Origin of the sequence: Rhizobium sp. GN54, assembly GCF_021026345.1 — a bacterium.
In the GTDB taxonomy this organism is placed as follows: domain Bacteria; phylum Pseudomonadota; class Alphaproteobacteria; order Rhizobiales; family Rhizobiaceae; genus Mycoplana.
This window is the reverse complement of the sequence record NZ_JAJNCZ010000002.1, coordinates 670866-693340: the sequence shown is the minus strand read 5'-3', so window position 1 is coordinate 693340 and position 22475 is coordinate 670866. Positions and strand designations below refer to the sequence as shown.

The window sequence follows — 22475 nt, the reverse complement described above, 5'->3', positions numbered from 1 at the left end:
AACAGCTTCATCCCGTATTCCTCCGATTGAGACTGATACGGGAACAGCGACAGCTTGCCATGAGCAATTGCAAGATGCTCGGGCTGGTCGTGCACGGCGCAGGCCCCGTTACAGCATCTCATTCCTGGATCGCCTGCCGTCCGCTATCTGCGGAGCGACGTGACAGCCTTGGTAGAGCGCGTGTTGGCAATGGCGCAGGAAGGTGGGGACGCCGAGGGTATCACGCTGTTTTCCTACGCCAAACGGATGGGTCAGAAACAGGGGGATGTGCTGCTAGACGTCCTGAAAGGGAGACAATCAGCACAACTGATCTCATCTTCATCGACGGGGTTTAGGCGAATCAGAATTGAGCTAGACACTACTCGGCAAGGTTAATAGGGAGGCGTCCATCAATAAACTCGTAGGTTATCAACTGGTCATCACGCAAGCTCTGGCCGACGATCAGGAGAAGGTCATACTGGGCACCATCGTAGAACTTGATGGACCCAATCACTCCCTTGGGGTCATTCCAAAGCGAAATGATGATGCCAGGCCAACGAGGCTCCCTGCCTGGAATGTTGCATTCCCGAGATTCTACAAGTCGAAAACTCAATTCCCCCTTTCCCCATCTAACGAAGTCACGTGCTGCCGACCAGCGCTGTTGCAATACCTCTTGAACAGATAGGTACTTGGCAGCGAAGTTCACCAAGATTTTGGCGAGTGCCTGAAGGTAGGCGTCGTCGATAGTTTCTTCATGTTCTACGTCGACATAGGGCGCAGGGCCGACCTTATAACTCTCGATTGGCCCCGACCTATACGGCACACCGCGTAAGCGTACCAACTCTGTAAAGTCCTCAAGTTCTTCCCGTGAGTTCGCAAAATCGATCCGAACCTGCATCGTTGCTGGCTCATCGCCCGCTGGAACGCCGTATATCGTTGGATCGTAGTGCAATTTATCCAAATCATGGCGGAGGTAAAACTCCGTGCGCCCAGTTTGAAGGTTGAGAATCCTCAGCTGTAATGCAGGCGGCTCAATGACGCGGTCAATCATCCTGAGCGAGGCAAGAGCTCCCCTCAGTGGCCCGAGCGCGGGATCATCTGGAAAGACAGTGTGGAGGCGTCGATCTGGATACTTTCTCGTAGTGGTTTGACCATAACGCAACCGTCGAACCCCATGGATTGAGCCGCGTCCGAGCAGCAGGTCTCCATTATTTGCGAAATGCTTGTTGCAATCGTCGCAGACAGCACCAACGAGAGTTGGTGTTTGGTCAGAAAATTTCCCGAAAGCCTGCGGAACAACGTGTTCAACCCCTTGGAAAAATTCAGGGTTACTTTCCGAGCAGTAGATGCATAGGGGCGGCACCTCCAACTTACTTGCGCGCCGTTTCACCAAAAATCGACCTCATCCATTACGGGCAATATAAGATAACGATAATGGTTGCTTGGGTTTCGGGAGTTGTCAACGCGTGTTCATTCCATCGCGAACTGTCGCATGAAGAGCTACGTTCCCAGACAGATCACAAGGCGTTGGACCTTCACCCGCTCCAACGCCTTGTCTGTGTCTCATGTCGATGAAATCAGGTAGACCGACGAGCATCATTGATGATGCGTCCGGCCCACTGTTCGCGGGCGAGTGTTTCGAGCATTGCGTCTTTCATTCGTCCAGTTTTATCGAAGTGTCTCTTTAGGCGCTCCCGAATGCTTTCGATCCGGCGGTATTCTAAGCTGGTATCATCCGCATGGAAATAAGGTCGACATTCTTCCGGTGTAGCGCGGCGCAAACGATACTCCCCGACTTGATCGCCATGGATTCCTCCGTACTCCGTCGTAAGGGTTTCGAGTATCAACCACCCTATGGCATCTGATGGATGCACGAGGACTCGAGTTTGAAAGTTGTCCCTAAATCCTCCTCTGTATGCCTGTGGTTTGATGCAGTCTTGCCAAAGCACAGGGGTGCCGTCATCAAGGTGGAAAGCAAACTTCAGGTCATGAGCGCGCCAACGGAACGGCTTGCCTGTCCAGCCCTCGGGTCGAGCTTCCACTCTCTGGAAGGATGCTGCCCCACCCGACCTCCCCATTGACCCCGCCGACGTTTCGCTCGAAGGCATCGGTCGTGGCGCGATCTTTCCTAGAAGGTCGGCGATGTGAGTTTTTAATGTCATTTCTGTTCCTTTATCTGTTTGAGTTTGCGCCGTTCGAACCCATTCTCATTGGAGAAACGACGCAACAGGTTTACGCCTCCGTACTCCGCACAGAGGTCATACCAAGCATGCCAAACTGATCTGCAAGATTCAGCGCAGCCTCGAAAACCCTTGTTTTTAGGGCTTTCGAGGAATTCGCCGGTGGAATCGATAGGGGTTGAGGGGACGTGTAGTTACCCGACGATCCACCTGAGGCAGAAGTCGGTAAGCGTCGCAAAACTCGAAAGAACGATCACCAGATCGACGGTAGACAGGGTAGGCGTGTTGTCACGATGGCGCATATGGCCCTCCTTGGATAAGCGGCAGGATTGCTCGCAGGAGAGATCGTCGGTCATAGAGGTCGCGTGAGACCCGGCGATTCGTAGACGAACCGGAAGATATTCTCAGCTTCGTCTTGGCGACTTTACCTAATATCCCGGGGGTACTTGGAGGTGTGTTCGGTGGCGTTACGGAACACAGCGGCTCGACGCATTTATTCAGCCTAGACGACCAGAAGGTGTCGTCAGCCGGTGAGGCCGATATCACGCATGTAATTCATGAATGCTGAATGGATCGACATGCAGGAGAGCACTATGACCACAACGAAGAGGGCATAGAGGATCGGTTTCAAGTGAGACAGAAACCAAGCCTCCACCGCATCCAAGCGTTCACGGAAAGTGTCCTGATCCATTCCATTTCCTCTACGACGATCGGTTGACGATAACCGATAGTTCTATCGGCCGCAAAGGAGTCCAGACGTATGAGGTGATCGGACCTTCGAGTCCGAAGGTATGCGGCACGGAGTCCAGATTTCACTGGCGCGCCGAGCGGAATCTGTGAATCATAACAATCGACCTGAGTCCAGACGTATCTGGCGAGGCTCATAAAGCTTTAAAATATATACATTATCTCCAACATCCCCTCCCCGATTTGTCCGATCGCGAAAGGTCTGGGCCGGCTGCCGTACGGCACGCATAGGATCCGCAGTCCAGAGTCCTCGCAAAGGAGATCGAGCAGTCCCCCATGCGCCGCTGGCCGTGGCCGGTCTGTGCATCGTCCCTTCGTTCCGTCTCCACTCGCCTCCTTGTATCCGGCGGACTGTCGCCGTCCTTCTTTACAAGTTTATCGTGCAAAGGCGGCAGCAATCACTAAGCATCATTGAAATGATTCCGCCACCTTAGATAGATCGCTATGGGATATCCGGAGATACCTGTGCGAATCCCCAAGTTGGTCAATCTTGCTCCGCACCTTGGACACAGTTCGTTCCTATGGAGCGGTCGGGCGGGGCATACGAATGACGATGAATGACTTTCGGGGAGATATGCCGAATGCCGAAGCACAGTGCGAATGAACAATATATGCTGGAACTGATCAATGCGGAGCGGGCAAAGACGGGTGCACAGCCCCTGGCCTTCGACAACGATCTCAGCGAGGCCGCCCAAGGGCACAGCAAGTGGATGCTCGCTGCCGACGTCTTCTCGCATACCGGCTCCGGGGGCACCAGTTCGACGCAACGCATGAAGGAGGCGGGCTATGTCCTGCAGGGATCCTGGGCCACCGGCGAGAACATCGCCTGGGCGACGACCCGTGCCCCGTCCGACTATCAGGATGAAGTCAAGCTTCTGCACACCAACCTGATGAACTCGGCGGGCCACCGCGCCAACCTTCTCAATCCGAACTTCCGCGAGGTGGGCCTCGGCGTCGAGGTCGGCGACTATCGCGGCCGCAGCAGCGCCTTCGTCACGCAGGATTTCGCAAAGACCGGCTCGGACCTCTTCCTGACCGGGGTTGCTTTCGACGATCGCGACGGCGATCGCATCTACGATGTCGGCGAGGGTCTGGGCAGCATTGCGGTCACGGCCAAGAATTCAGCGGGCCAGCTCTTCAAGACCACGACATCCGCCGCCGGCGGCTACGACCTCGCGCTGAAGCCCGGCACCTATACCGTCACCTTTTCCGGCACCAGCATCGCCACCTCCACGCAGAAGGTGACCATCGGCACGAAAAACGTGAAGAAGGACCTTGTCGACCCGGTCATGAAATCGGGAGCGCTGAGTGCGAAGGCCGCACCGGACGACCAGGCTACGGCCGGCGACGACGCAAAGGCCCCGGCGATCAGGAATGGCGACCATCCCGCCTCCGACGCCGATCAGTTGCATTTTCATGCCTCGACGGAGCCTGCCGTCGGAAACACCGACGACATCGTCCATCTGCTCGAGGGAATGGTGGCGAACCTCGGACTTCGTGATGCTGACGCCTCCAGGCTCACGCACCGCCCTGCCGAATTCCATCTGTCGGCGGATGTTGCCGATGCCGCGCACGACGCGCTGGCGAAGATCGTCGCTCAGATGGCGGCGGGCCCCGGCCACGTGAACCCGGATCTCATGAGCTGAGGTTCATCCGCTGGCCGGAAATCGCGGGTTCCCGTCGATGCGGGAATCCGCCACGTCCGCGGCCTGATCCGGCGGTGCGCCTGTTCGCCAGTCGGTCGCGTCCGACGAGATCGCGGTCGCCTCCGCCGAAATGTCAAAGGCGGGGTTCGCCCCCGCCTTGCCTCAAGCCACGTCGTTCATCTGCGTTACGCTGACGAATCTCAGAACGGAATGTCGTCGTCCATGTCGCGCGAGAACGACTGGGAGCCACCGCGGTTCGACGACGAACCGGAAGACGGCTGGGAGCCGTAATCGTCGTAGCTCGGCGCGTTGCCACCGCCGCCGCCGAAGTCGGAGCCGCCGCGACGGTCGCCGCCGCCCTCGCCGCGTCCGTCGAGCATGGTCAGCGTCGAGTTGAAGCCCTGCAGCACGACCTCGGTCGAATAGCGGTCGTTGCCGTTCTGGTCCTGCCACTTGCGCGTCTGCAGAGCGCCCTCGATGTAGAGCTTTGCGCCCTTCTTCACATATTGCTCGACGACCTTGCACAGGCCCTCGTTGAAGACGACGACCGTGTGCCATTCGGTCTTCTCCCGGCGCTCGCCGGAATTGCGGTCGCGCCAGCTTTCCGACGTCGCGATGCGCAGGTTTGCGATCGGACGGCCGTCCTGGGTGCGGCGGATCTCCGGATCCGCGCCGACGTTCCCGATCAGGATTACCTTGTTGACGCTGCCTGCCATCCGCTTTCGTCCCTGTTGCCGCGCCGGGCGCTTGGCCCGGCTGCCTGAAATTTCGATCCGCGCATCTTAAACGTCGAAGCCGCCGTGCGCCGCCCCGCGGCCGGGGTAATCCACAGATCAGATTGCCGCGAACCGATTTCGATATATTTTGTTCTTTTTTTGTTCTAGTTAGTCGCAAACATCTTGTCAACCGAATCGGAAAGAGGCAGGGTTTCGTCGCAACGCACATGGACAGCCACGCTCCAGTCCCTACATAGGGTGCGCTGACGTAAAAGCCACTTTCATTCCGAGACCCGACGACTGGCGCTGGACACATGAGCGAACTGAAGACCATTTCCATCCGCGGCGCGCGCGAGCATAACCTCAAGGGCATCGACCTCGACCTGCCGCGCAACAAGCTGATCGTCATGACCGGCCTGTCCGGCTCCGGCAAGTCGTCGCTCGCCTTCGACACCATCTATGCCGAGGGCCAGCGACGCTACGTGGAGAGCCTGTCGGCCTATGCGCGCCAGTTCCTGGAGATGATGCAGAAGCCCGACGTCGACCAGATCGACGGGCTCTCGCCGGCGATCTCGATCGAGCAGAAGACCACCTCGAAGAACCCGCGCTCGACGGTCGGCACCGTGACCGAGATTTACGACTACATGCGCCTGCTGTTCGCCCGCGTCGGCGTCCCCTACTCGCCGGCGACCGGCCTGCCGATCGAGAGCCAGACGGTCAGCCAGATGGTCGATCGCGTCATCGATTTCGGCGAAGGCACGCGCCTCTATATCCTGGCGCCGATCGTGCGCGGCCGGAAGGGCGAGTACAAGAAGGAACTCGCCGAACTGATGAAGAAGGGCTTCCAGCGCGTCAAGGTGGACGGCCAATTCTACGAGATCGCCGACGTGCCGGCCCTGGACAAGAAATACAAGCACGACATCGACGTGGTGGTCGACCGTGTCGTCGTGCGCCCCGATCTCGCCGCCCGGCTGGCCGACAGCCTCGAGACGTGCCTCAAGCTCGCCGACGGGCTGGCGATCGCCGAATTCGCCGACAGGCCGCTGCCGCCCGAGGACACGGCCGCCGGCGGCTCGGCCAACAAGTCGCTGAACGAGACGCACGAGCGGGTGATGTTCTCGGAGAAGTTCGCCTGCCCCGTCTCCGGCTTCACTATTCCGGAGATCGAGCCGCGGCTGTTCTCCTTCAACAATCCCTTCGGCGCCTGCCCGACCTGCGACGGCCTCGGCAGCCAGCAGAAGATCGACCCCGACCTGATCGTGCCCGAGCCGCAGCGGACCCTGCGCGACGGTGCCATTGCGCCCTGGGCCAAGTCGTCGTCACCCTATTACAACCAGACGCTGGAAGCGCTGGGCACGGCCTACGGCTTCAAGCTCTCCAACCGCTGGTCGGACCTGCCGGAAGCGGGCCAGAAGGCGATCCTCTACGGCACCGGCGAGAAGATCGAGTTCCACTACCAGGACGGCGCCCGCTCCTACAAGACCACCAAGACCTTCGAGGGCATCGTGCCGAACCTCGAACGCCGCTGGAAGGAGACGGACTCGGCCTGGGCGCGCGAGGACATCGAGCGCTTCATGTCCGCCGCCCCCTGCCCGGCCTGCAACGGCTTCCGCCTGAAGCCCGAGGCGCTGGCGGTGAAGATCCATGGCCTGCACATCGGCGAGGTGACGAACATGTCGATCCGCGTCGCGCGCGACTGGTTCGACGCCCTGCCCGCCCACATGAACGCCAAGCAGAACGAGATCGCGGTGCGGATCTTCAAGGAGATCCGCGAGCGCCTGCGCTTCCTCAACGACGTCGGCCTCGAATATCTGAGCCTGTCGCGCAATTCCGGCACGCTGTCCGGCGGTGAGAGCCAGCGCATCCGGCTCGCCTCGCAGATCGGCTCGGGCCTGACCGGCGTGCTCTATGTGCTGGACGAGCCCTCGATCGGCCTGCACCAGCGCGACAATGCCCGCCTGCTCGACACGCTGCGCCACCTGCGCGACATCGGCAACACGGTGATCGTCGTCGAGCATGACGAGGACGCGATCCTGACGGCCGACTACGTCGTCGACATCGGCCCGGCCGCCGGCATCCATGGCGGCGAGGTGATCGCGCAAGGCTCGCCCGCGGAGGTCATGGCGAACCCGAAGTCGCTCACCGGCAGATACCTTTCCGGCGAGCTTGCCGTCGCCGTCCCCGCCGAGCGCCGCAAGCCGAAGAAAAAGAAGGAGATCACGGTCGTCGGCGCCCGCGCCAACAACCTGAAGAACGTCACCGCCTCGATCCCGCTCGGGGTCTTCACCGCGGTGACCGGCGTCTCCGGCGGCGGCAAGTCGACCTTCCTGATCGAGACGCTCTACAAGTCCGCCGCGCGCCGCATCATGGGCGCGCGCGAGATCCCGGCCGAGCACGATCGCATCGACGGCTTCGAGTTCATCGACAAGGTGATCGACATCGACCAGTCGCCGATCGGCCGCACGCCGCGCTCCAACCCGGCCACCTACACCGGCGCCTTCACGCCGATCCGCGACTGGTTCGCGGGACTGCCGGAGGCGAAGGCGCGCGGCTACCAGCCGGGCCGCTTCTCCTTCAACGTCAAGGGCGGTCGCTGCGAGGCCTGCCAGGGCGACGGCGTCATCAAGATCGAGATGCACTTCCTTCCCGACGTCTACGTCACCTGCGACGTCTGCCACGGCAAGCGCTACAACCGCGAGACCCTCGACGTCACCTTCAAGGGCAAGTCGATTGCCGACGTGCTCGACATGACGGTGGAGGAAGGCGTGGAGTTCTTCGCCGCCGTCCCCGCCGTGCGCGACAAGCTGAAGACGCTGAACGAGGTCGGCCTCGGCTACATCAAGGTCGGCCAGCAGGCGAACACGCTGTCGGGCGGCGAGGCGCAGCGTGTCAAGCTCGCCAAGGAACTGTCGAAGCGCTCCACCGGACGCACGCTCTATATCCTCGACGAACCGACGACGGGGCTGCACTTCCACGACGTCGCAAAACTCCTGGAAGTGCTGCACGAACTGGTCAACCAGGGCAATTCGGTTGTCGTGATCGAGCACAATCTCGAGGTCATCAAGACCGCCGACTGGGTCATCGACTTCGGCCCCGAAGGCGGCGACGGCGGCGGCGAGGTCATCGCCACGGGCACGCCGGAAGATGTCGTCAAGGTCGAGCGCTCCTATACCGGCCGGTTCCTGCACGAACTCCTGGAACGGCGCCCGATGAAGAAGGCGGCGGCGGAGTAGGAGCAATGATCCTGATCGGGCAACACGATCTCTTCTTCATGCGCCGCGTGGCCATCGCCGTGCATGCCCATGACCTATCCTTCCTCATGCCGGCCTGACCAGCCGGTCCAATCCGTTCCACCAACGTTCCTCGGGAGATACGCCATGTCCAAGACCGGCACCATCCGCACTGGCATAGGCGGCTGGACGTTCGAGCCCTGGGAGGGGACGTTCTATCCGGAGAAGCTCGCCAAGAAGCGGCAACTGGAGTTCGCCAGCCGCGAACTCACGGCGATCGAGGTCAACGGCACCTATTACGGTTCGCAGAAGCCCGAGACCTTCGCCAAGTGGGCCTCGGAGGTGCCGGACGATTTCGTCTTTTCCCTGAAGGCCAGCCGCTTTACGACGAACCGCAAGGTGCTGGCGGAAGCCGGCGAGTCGATCGAACGCTTCCTGACGCAGGGCCTGACCGAGCTCGGCCCGCATCTCGGCCCGATCCTCTGGCAGTTCGCGCCCACGAAGAAGTTCGAACCGGACGATTTCGAGGCCTTTCTCGAATTGCTGCCGGAAAAGCAGGACGGCCTGCCCCTTCGCCATGCGCTCGAGGTTCGCAACCCGAGCTTCATGGTGCCGGAATTCGTCGCCCTCGCCCGAAAGCACAAGGCGGCGATCGTCTATGCCCATCACGACGACTATCCGGAATTCGCCGACGTCACCGCGGACTTCGTCTATGCGCGGCTGCAGCGCGGCTCCGACGACATCGCCACGTGCTACCCCGCCACGGCACTTGGCGAATGGGCCGGGCGCCTGGGTGAATGGGCCGCCGGCGGGCAGCCGGGCGACCTTCCCCTCGTCGATCCCGGCAACGTGCCGGCGCGCCAGCCGCGCGACGTGTTCGCCTTCTTCATCACCTCCGGCAAGGTCAATGCACCGAACGGCGCGCGCGAACTGCAGAAGCGCACGCAGCCCATGGGTTGACGGCGGGTTCGGCCGGGTTGGCGCAGATCCGGCCGGCGGAAGCCTCTGGCGCCGCCAGCCCTGCGGTGCGACGCCTTCTTGCGTGCCCACGCGGCCGGATCCAGCGTTTGGATAGAGAACGGCCCTGTCCTACGAGGCCGATGCCGGGCGGCGCATCCTGTCGAGCAGGCGCGGCCCGAGCGCGGTGAACACCAGGCCGCAGACGACGAGGGCTGCGCCGCCGAGGCGGACCGGCCCGAAGCTCTCGCCGAAGACCAGCGCCGAGGAACTCATCCCGAACACCGGCACCAGCAGTGAGAACGGCGCCACCGAGGACAGCCCGTGCTTGCGGATCATGTAGCCCCAGACCCCGAAACCGAAGATCGTCGCGACGTAGGCGATGTAGGCGACGGCGCCGAGCCCTTCCCACGAGAGCGCCGCCAGCGCCGCGAGGTCGCGGTCCAGCCCCTCTGTGGCAAGCGATATGAGCATCAGCGGGATCGGCGGCACGAGGCTGACCCATACCATCAGCGCCAGCATGTCGACGCTGCCGACCTTCTTCATCATCATGTTGGATACCGCCCAGGCGAGCGCGGCGCCGAGCGCCAGCGCCAGCCCGGCATAGGTGAAGCCGCCGTCGACCGTCGAGGCGATCACCGTCATCCCGGCGAGGGCGGCGAGGATGCCTGTGACCTGCACCGGCCGCGGCCGGTCGCCGAACACGATCGCGGCGAGGATGACGGTGAAGAAGGCCTGCGCCTGCAAGAGCAGCGAGGCCAGCCCCGCCGACAGCCCGACATCCATCGCAATGAACAGCAGGCTGAACTTCACCACGCCCAGCACCAGCCCCATGCCGAGGATCAGCCGCCACGGCACGGCCGGGCGCGGCAGGAAGAAGACGAGCGGCAGGGCGGCGAACAGAAACCGCAGCGCCGAGAACAGGATCGGCGGGAAATTGGCGATACCGATCTTGATGACGACGAAGTTGAACCCCCACAGCGCCGCCACCAGCACCAGCAGGGCGATATCGATCAGGCCCATGGATACGTCTTCTCTCTGCACTTCAATCCACGGAGCTTTATACCAACCTGCACGGATATGCATCCGGCGAGAAGCATGCCACTGAGCGATGTCCCGGGTACAACCGGCTCACGGCCGGCCGTCAATGTCATCTGGTTTGATCGGAGCCCTTCAGCACGGTGACGAGATTCTCGGCGGTTGCGCCGGGGCCGGCGCGGCAGCCCGCCTCGCCATGACGCCAGACGCCGGCCGCCGCCGCCTCGAAGGCCGGCATGCCCTGCGCCAGATGAGCCCCGATGATGCCGGCCAGCACGTCGCCCGACCCGGCGGTGGCGAGCCATGGCGGCGCGTTGGTGTTGATCAGCGCCCGTCCGTCCGGCGCGGCGATCACGGTGTCGGCTCCCTTCAGCACGACCGCTGCGCCACTACGTGCGGCGGCCTTGCGGGCGCGCTCCACCTTGGACAGGCCGGCATCGGCGGCAAGATCGGGAAAGAGCCTTGCGAACTCGCCGTCATGCGGAGTCAGCACGAGAGGACCCTCGCCATCGGCATGGATCTCGAAAAGCGCTTCCGGTCGGTCGCGGAAGGCGGTGATGCCATCGGCATCCAGCACCAGCGGACGGCCGCGCAGCGCGGCCACATAGGCGCGCGCCCTTTCGAGATCGCCGAAGGCCGGACCCAGCACGAAGGCCGAAAGGCGCGGATCGGTAATCAGCGCCTCGAGGCCGGCGACGTCGTCGACCTGCCGCAGCATGACGGCCGAAAGCTGCGCCGCATTGACGGCCGCCGCCGACCCGGGCGACAGCAGCGTTGCCAGCCCCGCCCCGGCGTGCAATCCCGCTGCGGCCGACAGCCGGGCGGCGCCGGTCGAAAGCCGCCCGCCGGAGAAGACCGCCAGATGGCCGTGGCCATATTTGTGTGCAGACGGATCCGCCAGCGGCAGGCTCATGCGCCAGATCGCCGTCCCGTTCACCCGCAGGTGATGCGAAGCAGCCGAGACGATCCGCCCCGGAATGCCGATGTCGTACACCTCGACATCGCCGCAGAGCGCCCGCCCCGGCATCAGCAGGTGCCCCGGCTTGCGGCACATGAAGGTCACCGTGTGCCGTGCCTGGAACGCCGCGCCGCGGACCTGGCCCGTGCGGCCGTCGACACCGCTCGGCAGGTCGACCGCGACGACGGGTACGGCAAGGCTGTTGACCCGGCCGATCAGTGCGCAGACCGCTGCGTCCAGATCGCGCGACAGCCCCGCCCCGAACAGCGCGTCGATCACGACGTCCCCGGAGGATGGCGCGTAGTCGCCAAGCGCCAGCGTCGGGCCGGCATAGCGTTGCCGGGCACGGTCGGCGTCACTGCCCGCGGCCGGCGCGCCGATCCCGTAGAGCTCGACCGGGCAACCGGCATCGGACAGCGCGCGCCCGGCCACGTAGCCGTCGCCGCCATTGTTGCCCGGACCGGCAAGCACGACGAAGCGCCGGCCACCGGGAAAAAGCCGAAGTGCTGCGGCGGCGACCGCCTGCCCGGCCTTCTCCATCAGTCCGTAGCCGTCGATGCCGGAAGCGATGGCGGCGCGGTCGATGCCGGCCATTTCCTCAGGCGTGACGACGATTGTCTCCAGTTCGCTGTGCATGCCTCACAATGCCTCCAACGCCGGATCCTGCCAACGGCAATTTTTCCCGGCAGAAATGCACCTTATTTATGCATATGCACGTCTTTCATGCTTAAATTCCGTGCTCTTCTGAAAATCCGCGGCCGATTGCCGGAATCGTGCGTCCCGATTGGTGCCTGCGACATAATTTTTAGGCAGATCGGGATCGCGCAGCCCGGCAACCGCCGGACCTTTCACGGACACGTCACCGAAAGAGAGGGCAAATCGTCCCGAACGAGCGAAACTGGCACGAGAAATGCAATGGTTGGCATGCAAAATGCATTGATGAAGGCGGCGGGAAGCGAATTCCTGCGCAAATGGGAGAAGCGGAGAGACATTTTCTCATGAAAAAGATCGAAGCGATCATAAAGCCGTTCAAACTCGACGAAGTGAAGGAAGCGCTTCAGGAAGTCGGTCTGCAGGGCATCACAGTCACGGAAGCGAAGGGCTTCGGGCGCCAGAAGGGCCATACGGAACTGTATCGCGGTGCCGAATACGTCGTCGACTTCCTGCCGAAGGTCAAGGTCGAGGTCGTGCTCGCGGACGAGAACGCGGAGGCCGTCATCGAGGCGATCCGCAACGCCGCCCAGACCGGCCGCATCGGCGACGGCAAGATCTTCGTTTCCAATATCGAAGAAGTCATCCGCATCCGCACCGGCGAGACCGGCGTCGACGCGATCTAATCCCGCCTGGCCGTCCGGCACGGGCTTTCCACCCCTCCACTACATAGGGACTTTCAAAACATGACGACTGCCAAAGACATTCTGAAGCAAATCAAGGAGAACGACGTCAAGTTCGTGGACCTGCGCTTCACCGATCCGAAGGGCAAGCTGCAGCACGTGACGATGGACGTTTCCTGCGTCGACGAAGACATGTTCGCCGACGGCGTCATGTTCGACGGTTCCTCGATCGCCGGCTGGAAGGCCATCAACGAGTCGGACATGGTGCTGATGCCCGATCCGGCGACCGTCCACATGGACCCCTTCTTCGCCCAGTCCACCATGGTCGTCTTCTGCGACATCCTGGACCCGATCTCCGGCGAAGCCTATAACCGCGACCCGCGCGGCATCGCCAAGAAGGCCGAAGCCTACCTGAAGTCGTCGGGCATCGGCGACACCGTCTTCGTCGGCCCGGAACCGGAATTCTTCGTCTTCGACGACGTCAAGTACAAGGCCGACCCGTACAACACCGGCTTCAAGCTCGACAGTTCCGAACTGCCGTCCAACGACGACACCGACTACGACACCGGCAACCTCGGCCACCGTCCGCGCGTCAAGGGCGGCTACTTCCCGGTCCCGCCGGTCGACAGCTGCCAGGACATGCGCTCCGAGATGCTGACGGTTCTGGCCGAAATGGGCGTCGTCGTCGAGAAGCAGCACCACGAAGTGGCTGCCGCCCAGCACGAGCTTGGCGTCAAGTTCGACACGCTGGTGCGCAACGCCGACAAGATCCAGATCTACAAGTACGTCGTCCACCAGGTCGCCAACGCCTACGGCAAGACGGCAACCTTCATGCCGAAGCCGATCTTCGGCGACAACGGTTCGGGCATGCACGTGCACCAGTCGATCTGGAAGGACGGCAAGCCGACCTTCGCCGGTGACGAATATGCCGGCCTGTCCGAATCGTGCCTCTACTACATCGGCGGCATCATCAAGCATGCCAAGGCGATCAACGCCTTCACCAACCCGACGACGAACTCCTACAAGCGTCTCGTCCCGGGCTATGAAGCTCCGGTTCTGCTCGCCTACTCGGCCCGCAACCGTTCGGCCTCGTGCCGCATTCCGTTCGGCACCGGTCCGAAGTCCAAGCGCGTCGAAGTCCGCTTCCCCGACCCGCTGGCGAACCCCTACCTCGGCTTCGCCGCCATGCTGATGGCCGGCCTCGACGGCATCAAGAACAAGATCCATCCGGGCAAGGCCATGGACAAGGACCTGTACGACCTGCCGCCGAAGGAGCTCAAGAAGATCCCGACCGTCTGCGGCTCGCTGCGCGAAGCCCTGGAAAGCCTGGACAAGGACCGCAAGTTCCTGACCGCCGGCGGCGTCTTCGACGACGACCAGATCGACGCCTACATCGAACTCAAGATGGCGGAAGTCATGCGCTTCGAAATGACCCCGCACCCGGTCGAGTTCGACATGTACTACTCGGCCTGATGCCGAGCGCTTCCGCCCATCAGTGCGGAAGCCGAAACCCGAGAAGCCCGGCCCCAAGGCCGGGCTTTTTGCTAGAGCATGTCGCGCAGAAGTGTAGGCGGGGCTCGCGGCCCCAGGGCGTGAAACCTTGAGTTTTCCGCATTCCTTCCCAGATATACAGTGAAAGGAAGGCCATACATGAAAGTAAGAACAGCCAAATACGGTATCGGAGATGTGGTCCGCCATCGGATCTACCCGTTCCGCGGCGTGGTCTTCGACGTTGATCCGGAGTTCGCAAACACGGACGAATGGTGGGACGCCATACCGGCGGAGATCCGCCCCTCGAAGGACCAGCCCTTCTACCACCTGTTCGCGGAAAACGCCGAAACCGAATACGTCGCCTACGTTTCGGAACAGAACCTCGTGCCCGACGACAGCGGCATGCCGGTCCGCCATCCGCAGGTCCGCGCGCTCATGGCGCCGGACGACGGCGGCACCTATCACTGGAAGGTGGACGCCGGCATCGTCCACTGACGGCGAGCCGCCGCAAACGGCGAACACGCAGGAATGAAGCACACAAAAAACCCGGCCATCGGCCGGGTTTTTCATGCATGTGGTGCGGATGATGCCGGTTACTGGCTCTTGGCGGCCTTCTGGGCGTCTTCGAGCTTCTTGCGGGCCTCGTCGGCCTTCTTCTGCATTTCTTCCTGCAGCAGGCGCTGGCGCTCCTCGAGCTTGGACTGCTCGATCGGTTCGCCGTCATAGGCACCGGTGAAACCGGACAGCGACATCTTGATCGGGTTTGGCGAGCGTTGGAAGTTGACGGAGGTGAAGACCACCTCGCCGCCCTTCTTCAGGCTGGCCAGCATCTGGTCCGAAAGCGGCGCTTCGGCGACGCACTTGTCGGGCATGCAGATGGCGTAGTCGAGCTTCTGCGCCTTGCCGCCGTCGATCTGCATCGAGATGCCGGGCGGGACGAGACGGGCGCTCGGAACCGAAACCTGCAGGATCTTGCGGTTGACCTTGCCCTCGACCGTGATCAGGCCGACAGCCGTCAGCAGCTGGCCACCACCGGCGGTGAGCAGGTTCTGCACGATGCAGACATCGTTGTCTTCCTGCTTGGTGCAGACCTTGAACCAGCCCTGCGGCGCTTGCGTCTGCTGGGCCGAGGCGGCCGACGGCAGGGCTGCTGCGACGAGCGACGCTGCGAACGCCGAAACTGCGGCCTGCTTGGTGAAGGTCGATTTGGTGATCATAACGAGTTCCGTCTCCTGAGATCCGATGCCGAGCGCTGTTCGCCCCTAAGGTATTTCGGTCAGCTCAGCGCTCTCTGTCGGCGAATTGAGGCATTTGCATGACCCGCTTTTCAGGCACCCTGTTACATTGTGCGCCCGCGGATATCCAGTCTTTCGTCGCAATTTTACCCCGACTTCCTGAAAAAGAAGGGCCAAGGTTGTTCGGCCGGCGCGCGATTATGTAAGTTGTCACCGAATCGTGTTTGCACCGCTACGAGGAATCATGTTGCGGCTCCTACTGACAGCATTGTTGATCGCCACCATGGCACCGGCTGCGCGCATGGCGGACGCAGCACCCCTGCACGGGATCGCGATGCACGGCGAGCCGGCGCTGCCACCGGACTACAGCCACTTCCCCTACGTCAATCCGGACGTGAAGAAGGGCGGCGCGATCACCTACGGCGTCGTCGGCACCTTCGACAACCTCAACCCGTTCATCCTGAAGAGCATGCGCACCACCGCACGCGGGATGTGGGACCCCGAATTCGGCAATCTCGTCACCGAATCCCTGATGCAGCGCTCGCGCGACGAGCCGTTCTCGATGTACGGCCTGCTCGCCGAGACGGTCGAATGGGACGATGCCCGCAGCTTCATCCAGTTCAATCTCAACCCGAAGGCGCGCTGGGCGGACGGCAAGCCGGTCACCCCCGAGGACGTGATCTTCTCCTTCGAGCTTCTGCGCGACAAGGGCCGTTCCCCTTTTAGCCGCAGACTGGACGTGGTCGAACGGATGGAGAAGATCGGCGAGCACAGCGTCCGCTTCACCTTCAACGATAAGGCCGACCGCGAATCGCCGCTGCTTTTGGCGCTGTCTCCGATCCTGCCGAAGCATGCGACGGATGCCGAAGGCTTTGACCGCACCTCCCTGCAGTTCCCGCTGGGCTCCGGCCCCTACCGGGTCAAGGAGGTCAGGCCCGGCGAGAAAATCGTCTTCGAGCGTAACCCGGACTACTGGGGAAAGGGCATCCCCTCCAAGATCGGCTTCGACAATTATGACCGCATCAGCGTCGAATACTTCCTGCAGGAGAACACGCTGTTCGAGGCCTTCAAGAAGGGCACGATCGACGTCTACCAGGAGGGCAATCCGACCAAGTGGACGCGCGGCTACGATTTCCCGGCCGTCCGGTCGGGCGAGATCGTCAGGGACGAGTTCACCCCGAAGGTCCCCTCCGGCATGCTCGGCTTCGTCTTCAACACCCGCCGCCCGATGTTCGCCGATGCCAGGCTTCGCCACGGGCTGTCGCTCGTGTTCGACTTCGAATGGGTGAACCGGAACCTGTTCGAGGGTGCCTACCGCAGGACCGAGAGCTTCTGGCAGAATTCCGACCTGTCCTCGCTCGGCACCGCCGTCGACGAACGGGAGAAGGAACTTTTGGGACCGGCGCTGGCGCGTGTCGAACCGGCGATCCTCGACGGCAGCTACCGCTGGCCGGTGACCGATGCCTCGGGACGCGACCGCAAGGTGCTCAAGCAAGCCGTACTGCTGATGAAGGAGGCCGGCTACACGATCAAGGACGGCGTCATGAGCGACGAAAGCGGCCGCCCGCTCGCTTTCGAGATCATGACCCAGAACGCCGACCAGGAGAAGCTGGCGCTGGCCTACCAGCGGTTCCTGCATGCGCTCGGCATCCGCGCCGCCGTGCGGACCGTCGACGATTCGCAATACCAGAGCCGGACCCAGACCTTCGACTACGACGTCATCGTCCGTGCCTATGCCTCCTCGCTCTCGCCGGGGCTGGAACAGGCCGTGCGCTGGCGTTCGGACTTCCGCGACCGCGACGGCAGCGAGGCCTTTGCCGGCGCGAACGATCCCGATGTCGACCGGATGGTCGATGCGATCCTGGCTGCGCGCAGTGCCGACGACTTCCGCTCCGCCGTCCGTGCGCACGATCGGCTGCTGCTCTCCAATCACTATGTCCTGCCGCTTTATCATCTGGGCCGGCAATGGGTGGCCCGTCACCGCCACATCGCCCGTCCGGAGACCGTGCCGCTCTACGGCTACCAGTTTCCCGTCTGGTGGGATGCGGACGCACAGCAATGAGCCGGCGGGGGCCGGTTACCTGCAGGTAACCCATTGAACTCCGCCGCCCCAGAGCCTATCTCGACGTAAGGCCGCGACCGGCGGCCCGCAGGAGGTTGATTGGGAATGGAAACCGTAGCGATCGACGTCGTGTCAGACGTTGTCTGTCCGTGGTGCTATCTCGGCAAGAAGCGTCTTGAAAAGGCCATCGAGGCCGTCTCGGACGAATTGAACGTGTCCGTGACCTTCCGCCCCTACCAGCTCAATCCCGACATGCCGGCGCAGGGCGTCGACCACAAGAAGCACCTGGCCGAAAAGCTGGGCGGCGCGGATGCCGTCGACAAGGCCCATGGCATGCTGGCCGGCCTCGGCCGCGAGGCGGGCGTTGACTTTCATTTCGAGAAGATCGAACTCAGCCCGAACACGCTGGATGCGCACCGCCTGCTGCGCTGGGCGATGATCGAGGGGCCGGACGTGCAGAGCCGCGTATCGCTCGCCCTGTTCAAGGCCTATTTCGAAGACGGCCGCAATATCGGCGACCGCGACGTGCTGCTCGACATCGCCGAGAAGGCCGGCCTCGATCGCGCCGTCGTCGCAGCGCTGTTCTCGGCCGGCGCCGATGTCGGCTCGGTCAAGGAGGAGATCGGCCTTGCCCGCCAGATGGGCGTCACCGGCGTCCCCTGCTTCATCATCGACAACAAGTATGCGGTCGTGGGCGCGCAGACGTCCGAGGTGCTCGCTGATGCCCTGCGCGAGGTGGCGGCCATGAAGCGCCAGGAGGCTGCAGCCGCCTGCCAGGTTGCCGCCCAGGCCTGACGGCCGCCCCCTTATTTCCATCCGCCCGTGCCGGCCCGCAGTTGCGGGTCAGGCCGCCGCCTGCCGTGCCAGCCCTGCCAGTTGCGTCATCAGTTGCGCAGCCCCCGTCAGCCGCTTTTCCGGCGTCGGCAGGTCGCGCGACAGAAACAGGCTCTGGTCGGGCCGGATCTTGGCTAGCGTGCCCTGCCTGGCGATATAGCCGACGAGTGCTGCCGGGTTCGGGAACTCCTTGTGGCGGAACTGCACGACGACGCCCTTCGGCCCCGCGTCCAGCTTCTCCACATTGGCCGTCCGGCACAGCGACTTGATGTAGACGATCTTCAACAGATGCTGCACCTCCAGCGGCAGCGGCCCGAAGCGGTCGATCAGTTCGGCGCCGAAGGCGTCGATGTCGGAAAGCTCGGTGATCTCGCCGAGGCGCCGGTAGAGGCCAAGCCTCAGGTGCAGGTCCGGAACGTAGTCGTCCGGGATCATCACTGGCGTGCCGACGGAGATCTGCGGCGACCAGCCGGTATCGACGATCTCCTCGTCGCCCTTGATCTCGGCGACCGCCTCTTCCAGCATCTGCTGGTAGAGCTCGAAGCCGACCTCCTTGATGTGGCCGGACTGCTCCTCACCCAAGAGATTGCCGGCGCCGCGGATGTCGAGGTCGTGGCTGGCGAGCTGGAAGCCGGCGCCGAGCGTATCCAGCGACTGCAGCACCTTCAGCCGCCGCTCCGCCGTCGCCGTCAGCTTCTTGTTCACCGGCAGCGTCAGGAGCGCGAAGGCGCGCACCTTCGAGCGGCCGACACGGCCGCGCAACTGGTAGAGCTGCGCCAGCCCGAACATGTCGGCGCGGTGCACGATCAGCGTGTTCGCCGTCGGCACGTCGAGGCCCGATTCGACGATCGTGGTCGACAGAAGCACGTCGTAGCGCCCGTCATAGAAGGCGTTCATGATGTCTTCCAGCTCGGTGGCCGGCATCTGGCCGTGCGCGACGGCCACCTTCAGCTCGGGCACGTCCTGCTGCAGGAACTCCTGGATCTCGGCAAGGTCGCTGAGCCGCGGGCAGACATAGAAGCTCTGGCCGCCGCGATAGTGCTCGCGCATCAGCGTCTCGCGGATCACCAGCGGATCGAACGGCGAGATGAAGGTGCGCACCGCCATCCGGTCCACCGGCGGCGTGGTGATCAGCGACAGTTCGCGCACGCCGGTCATGGCCAGCTGCAGCGTGCGCGGGATCGGCGTGGCCGAGAGCGTCAGCACGTGCACGTCGCTCTTCAGCTCCTTCAGCCGCTCCTTGTGCTTGACGCCGAAATGCTGCTCCTCGTCGATGATGAGAAGCCCGAGATTGGCGAACTTGATCGAGCTGCCGAGAAGCGCATGCGTGCCGACGACAATGTCGGTCTTGCCGTCCGCCACTTCTTTCTTTGTCAGCGCCAGTTCCTTGGAGCCGACGAGGCGCGAGGCCTGCTGCAGGCGGATCGGCAGGCCACGGAAACGTTCGGTGAAGGTCTTGAAGTGCTGGCGGGCGAGCAGCGTCGTCGGCACGACGACCGCCACCTGAACCCCGTTCATCGCGGCAATGAAGGCGGCGCGCAGCGCCACCTCGGTCTTGCCGAAGCCGACGTCGCCGCAGACGAGCCGGTCCATCGGCCGGCCGGCACTGAGATCCTCGCGCACCGCATCGATGGCGGTCGCCTGGTCGTCGGTCTCGTCATAGGGAAAGCGCGCGGCGAACTCGTCGTAGACACCGTCCTGCGCGGCAAGCACCGGCGCGTGGCGCACGAGCCGGGCGGCGGCGATCTGGATCAGGCCGTTCGCCATGTCGAGCAGGCGCTTCTTCAGCTTGGCCTTGCGCGCCTGCCAGGCGACCCCGCCGAGCTTGTCGAGGATCGCATCCGTCCCCTCGCCGCCATAGCGCGAGAGAAGGTCGATATTCTCCACCGGCAGGAACAGCTTGGCGTCGTCGGCGTAGCGCAGTTCCAGGCAGGCATGCGGCGCACCGGCCGCCTCGATGGTGCGCAGGCCGACGAAGCGGCCGATGCCGTGCTCGGCATGGACGACGATGCTGCCCTCGTCCAGCCCCGCCACTTCCGCGATGAAATCCGCCCCGCGCTTGCGCCGGCGCGTGCGGCGGACCATGCGGTCGCCGAGAATGTCCTGCTCGCCGATAAAGACGAACTCGCCGGCCTCGAAGCCGTTCTCCAGGCTAAGCACGGCCGACCCCGCCTCGCCCGGCTTCAGCCTGCGCAGGTCCTGAAGATCCTCGACGCCGACGACATTGCCGAGGCCGTGCTCGGAAAGCACCTGCATCAGCCGGTCGAGCGAGCCCTCGCTCCAGCCGGTCACCAGCACCTTTTTGCCAGCTGCGCGCAGGTCGGCGATATATTTCACCACCTGGTCGAAGACGTTGACGCGCTCACCGGCGCCGTCACCGTCCTTGGCGGCCTTGGCCCAGCGGGCCCCGGCGCGGGCCTCGATCGGAAAAACCCGGCGCGCCTCGCCTTCGTGCTCGTTGAAGGGTGAGATGCGGATTGCGTCGTGCTCGTTCAGGAGGGCTGCGAACCGATCGTCGTCGAGATAGAGCGCGCCCGGCGGTACCGGCTTGTAGGGCGTGGCCTGCGCCAGCTGGCCCTTCGCCGAGGCCGAGCTCAATCGCGCGTCGTAATAGTCGCGCACGAGCTTGGACCGCTCCGCAGCCGCCTCGCGCGCCGCATGGTCGGTGACGATGCGGAAGCCCTTCAGATAATCGAACGCCGTCTCCATCTCGTCGTAGAACAGCGGCAGCCAGTGCTCCATGCCGGCATAGCGCCGGCCCTCGGAGACCGCCTGGTAGAGCGCGTCGTCGCGCGTCGCCGCCCCGAACAGCGACAGGTATTCCTTGCGGAAATGGCTGATCGTCTCCGGCGTCAGCGTCACCTCGCTCATCGGGTTCAGATCGAGGCTCCGCGCCTGCCCGGTGGTGCGCTGGCTCGCGGGATCGAAGGTGCGGATGCTCTCCAGCGTATCGCCGAAGAAGTCGAGCCGGACGGGCTCGCCGCTGCCCGGCACGAACACGTCGAGGATGCCGCCGCGCACGGCATATTCGCCGACCTCGCGCACGGTGGCGACCCGTTCGAAGCCGTTGCGCTCCAGCCGTCCCGCAAGATCGTCCATCCGCACCTGGTTGCCGGGGCGGGCCGAAAAGGCGAGGTTCGCGATCACCTGTCGCGGCGCCATCTTCTGCAGCATGGCGTTGACCGTGACGAGCACGATCGCCGGATGCGGGTTATTGCCGTGAGCGATCAGCGCCGACAGCGCCGACAGCCGGCGCGCCGAAGTGTCCGCGCTCGGAGAGACGCGGTCATAGGGCAGACAGTCCCAGCCGGGCAGCGTCAGCACCGGAATGTCGGGTGCGGCGAAGCCCAGCATCTGCTCCATGTCGCCGATCCGCTGGCCGTCCGACATGACATAGGCGACCGGGCCGAGCGTGCGGGCGATCTCGGCCAGCACCAGCGGCTCGGCACCGCCCGGAACAGAGCCGATCGTGGCCGGCTGGCCGATCGTTGCAAGCGCTGAAGTATCGAGTCCGGGGATCATTTCGCTTTTCCGAAGGTCTCCGCCGTGACCGGCGAGAAGTCAGGGGTGAAGGCACGGATACGCGGGAACAGGCCGGTCTGAAACCGTTCCGGAACGGGCCGCTCGCCCGTCACCCACATGACGAGATCGCGGTCGTGTTCCGCCATGATCGCTTCCAGTTCGTCCAGTTCAGCCTCCGAAAGCGTCTCGATCTCGGCATCGGCAAAGGTGCCGAGCACCAGGTCCATCTCGCGGATGCCGCGATGCCAGCAGCGAAAGAGGATGCGCTTGCGGCGCGGTTCGATGTCTGCGCTGGAGCGTGTGGTGCCCGTCATGGCCGTCTTTCCCGCATGGCTGTCCGCCCGTCCGCCTGGTTTCGGCAGCGCACGGCCGAGGCGCAAGCTGCCGGCGGGCCGAAAGCGGCCTGGGGCAGGATCACGCGCAAATTCAAGTCCTTGTCGCGGCCGCCGGCTCTCATTCGGGGCGACGGACGCAGGCGAGCGCCCGGCGCGGATGCACGCGGACGATCGCCGCGTCTCTATAGACGCTGGAAAGCGGATTGTCAGC

17 protein-coding genes are annotated in these 22475 nt (G+C 63.5%); 8 read left to right on the top strand and 9 right to left on the bottom strand.

Annotation, left to right across the window (positions count from 1 at the left end):
- Nucleotides 1-358: 358 nt before the first annotated feature.
- From LQK81_RS09280 to LQK81_RS09270, 3 genes are all read right to left on the bottom strand, one after another.
- On the bottom strand, nucleotides 359-1369 hold the full coding sequence (locus LQK81_RS09280; protein ID WP_230805576.1) for an HNH endonuclease: 1011 nt from the start codon (nucleotides 1367-1369) through the stop codon (nucleotides 359-361).
- Nucleotides 1370-1556: 187 nt separating this feature from the next.
- On the bottom strand, nucleotides 1557-2141 hold the full coding sequence (locus LQK81_RS09275; RefSeq protein WP_230805574.1) for a hypothetical protein: 585 nt from the start codon (nucleotides 2139-2141) through the stop codon (nucleotides 1557-1559).
- Between the two features lie 541 nt (nucleotides 2142-2682).
- A complete protein-coding gene (locus tag LQK81_RS09270) occupies nucleotides 2683-2850 on the bottom strand; it encodes a hypothetical protein (protein WP_230805572.1) in 168 nt (55 codons plus the stop codon).
- A 637-nt stretch (nucleotides 2851-3487) separates the two neighbouring features.
- Here LQK81_RS09270 and LQK81_RS09265 point away from each other — a divergent pair.
- A complete protein-coding gene (locus tag LQK81_RS09265; protein WP_230805570.1) occupies nucleotides 3488-4552 on the top strand; it encodes a CAP domain-containing protein in 1065 nt (354 codons plus the stop codon).
- A gap of 200 nt (nucleotides 4553-4752) precedes the next feature.
- Here LQK81_RS09265 and LQK81_RS09260 read toward each other — a convergent pair whose 3' ends face one another.
- Nucleotides 4753-5268: a single-stranded DNA-binding protein gene (locus LQK81_RS09260; protein ID WP_230805568.1), complete on the bottom strand. Its 516-nt coding sequence runs from the start codon at nucleotides 5266-5268 to the stop codon at nucleotides 4753-4755.
- Between the two features lie 314 nt (nucleotides 5269-5582).
- Here LQK81_RS09260 and uvrA point away from each other — a divergent pair, with 314 nt between their 5' ends.
- Nucleotides 5583-8501 (top strand): excinuclease ABC subunit UvrA, encoded by a 2919-nt coding sequence (uvrA, locus tag LQK81_RS09255; protein ID WP_230805566.1) that lies wholly within the window; start codon nucleotides 5583-5585, stop codon nucleotides 8499-8501.
- A 144-nt stretch (nucleotides 8502-8645) separates the two neighbouring features.
- A complete protein-coding gene (locus tag LQK81_RS09250; RefSeq protein ID WP_230805564.1) occupies nucleotides 8646-9458 on the top strand; it encodes a DUF72 domain-containing protein in 813 nt (270 codons plus the stop codon).
- A 129-nt stretch (nucleotides 9459-9587) separates the two neighbouring features.
- On the opposite strand, the gene LQK81_RS09245 is transcribed toward LQK81_RS09250, so the two are convergent.
- Both LQK81_RS09245 and LQK81_RS09240 read right to left on the bottom strand, forming a co-directional pair.
- Nucleotides 9588-10478: an EamA family transporter gene (locus LQK81_RS09245; protein WP_230805562.1), complete on the bottom strand. Its 891-nt coding sequence runs from the start codon at nucleotides 10476-10478 to the stop codon at nucleotides 9588-9590.
- Nucleotides 10479-10605: 127 nt separating this feature from the next.
- Complete coding sequence (locus LQK81_RS09240) at nucleotides 10606-12087, bottom strand: NAD(P)H-hydrate dehydratase (protein WP_230805560.1); 1482 nt, start codon at nucleotides 12085-12087, stop codon at nucleotides 10606-10608.
- Nucleotides 12088-12449: 362 nt separating this feature from the next.
- Here LQK81_RS09240 and LQK81_RS09235 point away from each other — a divergent pair, with 362 nt between their 5' ends.
- From LQK81_RS09235 to hspQ, 3 genes are all read left to right on the top strand, one after another.
- Nucleotides 12450-12788, top strand: a complete 339-nt coding sequence (locus tag LQK81_RS09235) for a P-II family nitrogen regulator (protein ID WP_003508042.1) — start codon at nucleotides 12450-12452, stop codon at nucleotides 12786-12788.
- Nucleotides 12789-12848: 60 nt separating this feature from the next.
- A complete protein-coding gene (gene glnA / locus LQK81_RS09230) occupies nucleotides 12849-14258 on the top strand; it encodes a type I glutamate--ammonia ligase (RefSeq protein WP_230805558.1) in 1410 nt (469 codons plus the stop codon).
- 177 nt (nucleotides 14259-14435) lie between these two features.
- Entirely contained in the window at nucleotides 14436-14771 is a 336-nt protein-coding gene (hspQ, locus tag LQK81_RS09225) for a heat shock protein HspQ (RefSeq protein ID WP_183797719.1), read from the top strand.
- A gap of 98 nt (nucleotides 14772-14869) precedes the next feature.
- Here hspQ and LQK81_RS09220 read toward each other — a convergent pair whose 3' ends face one another.
- Nucleotides 14870-15493 carry an invasion associated locus B family protein gene (locus LQK81_RS09220; RefSeq protein ID WP_230805555.1) on the bottom strand — a complete coding sequence of 208 codons (624 nt, stop codon included), beginning with the start codon at nucleotides 15491-15493 and terminating at the stop codon, nucleotides 14870-14872.
- Nucleotides 15494-15755: 262 nt separating this feature from the next.
- Between LQK81_RS09220 and LQK81_RS09215 the strand changes: the two genes are divergently transcribed.
- Together LQK81_RS09215 and LQK81_RS09210 are read left to right on the top strand one after the other, a co-directional pair.
- Nucleotides 15756-17573 carry an extracellular solute-binding protein gene (locus LQK81_RS09215; protein WP_230805553.1) on the top strand — a complete coding sequence of 606 codons (1818 nt, stop codon included), beginning with the start codon at nucleotides 15756-15758 and terminating at the stop codon, nucleotides 17571-17573.
- Between the two features lie 105 nt (nucleotides 17574-17678).
- On the top strand, nucleotides 17679-18368 hold the full coding sequence (locus LQK81_RS09210; RefSeq protein ID WP_230805551.1) for a DsbA family oxidoreductase: 690 nt from the start codon (nucleotides 17679-17681) through the stop codon (nucleotides 18366-18368).
- A gap of 48 nt (nucleotides 18369-18416) precedes the next feature.
- Here LQK81_RS09210 and mfd read toward each other — a convergent pair whose 3' ends face one another.
- Together mfd and LQK81_RS09200 are read right to left on the bottom strand one after the other, a co-directional pair.
- Nucleotides 18417-21929: a transcription-repair coupling factor gene (mfd, locus tag LQK81_RS09205; RefSeq protein ID WP_230805549.1), complete on the bottom strand. Its 3513-nt coding sequence runs from the start codon at nucleotides 21927-21929 to the stop codon at nucleotides 18417-18419.
- The gene (locus LQK81_RS09200; RefSeq protein ID WP_230805547.1) at nucleotides 21926-22243 is read right to left on the bottom strand and encodes a succinate dehydrogenase assembly factor 2; all 318 of its coding nucleotides are present in this window, start codon (nucleotides 22241-22243) and stop codon (nucleotides 21926-21928) included. The genes mfd and LQK81_RS09200 overlap by 4 nt, the downstream gene beginning before the upstream one ends.
- Nucleotides 22244-22475 lie beyond the last annotated feature (232 nt).

Bases quoted from the DNA above. Each gene is read 5' to 3' on its own strand.
- LQK81_RS09275 (WP_230805574.1), bottom strand. From the start codon at position 2,141: ATGACATTAAAAACTCACATCGCCGACCTTCTAGGAAAGATCGCGCCA.
- LQK81_RS09270 (WP_230805572.1), bottom strand. From the start codon at position 2,850: ATGGATCAGGACACTTTCCGTGAACGCTTGGATGCGGTGGAGGCTTGG.
- LQK81_RS09265 (WP_230805570.1), top strand. From the start codon at position 3,488: ATGCCGAAGCACAGTGCGAATGAACAATATATGCTGGAACTGATCAAT.
- LQK81_RS09260 (WP_230805568.1), bottom strand. From the start codon at position 5,268: ATGGCAGGCAGCGTCAACAAGGTAATCCTGATCGGGAACGTCGGCGCG.
- uvrA (WP_230805566.1), top strand. From the start codon at position 5,583: ATGAGCGAACTGAAGACCATTTCCATCCGCGGCGCGCGCGAGCATAAC.
- LQK81_RS09250 (WP_230805564.1), top strand. From the start codon at position 8,646: ATGTCCAAGACCGGCACCATCCGCACTGGCATAGGCGGCTGGACGTTC.
- LQK81_RS09245 (WP_230805562.1), bottom strand. From the start codon at position 10,478: ATGGGCCTGATCGATATCGCCCTGCTGGTGCTGGTGGCGGCGCTGTGG.
- LQK81_RS09240 (WP_230805560.1), bottom strand. From the start codon at position 12,087: ATGCACAGCGAACTGGAGACAATCGTCGTCACGCCTGAGGAAATGGCC.
- LQK81_RS09235 (WP_003508042.1), top strand. From the start codon at position 12,450: ATGAAAAAGATCGAAGCGATCATAAAGCCGTTCAAACTCGACGAAGTG.
- glnA (WP_230805558.1), top strand. From the start codon at position 12,849: ATGACGACTGCCAAAGACATTCTGAAGCAAATCAAGGAGAACGACGTC.
- hspQ (WP_183797719.1), top strand. From the start codon at position 14,436: ATGAAAGTAAGAACAGCCAAATACGGTATCGGAGATGTGGTCCGCCAT.
- LQK81_RS09220 (WP_230805555.1), bottom strand. From the start codon at position 15,493: ATGATCACCAAATCGACCTTCACCAAGCAGGCCGCAGTTTCGGCGTTC.
- LQK81_RS09215 (WP_230805553.1), top strand. From the start codon at position 15,756: ATGTTGCGGCTCCTACTGACAGCATTGTTGATCGCCACCATGGCACCG.
- LQK81_RS09210 (WP_230805551.1), top strand. From the start codon at position 17,679: ATGGAAACCGTAGCGATCGACGTCGTGTCAGACGTTGTCTGTCCGTGG.
- mfd (WP_230805549.1), bottom strand. From the start codon at position 21,929: ATGATCCCCGGACTCGATACTTCAGCGCTTGCAACGATCGGCCAGCCG.
- LQK81_RS09200 (WP_230805547.1), bottom strand. From the start codon at position 22,243: ATGACGGGCACCACACGCTCCAGCGCAGACATCGAACCGCGCCGCAAG.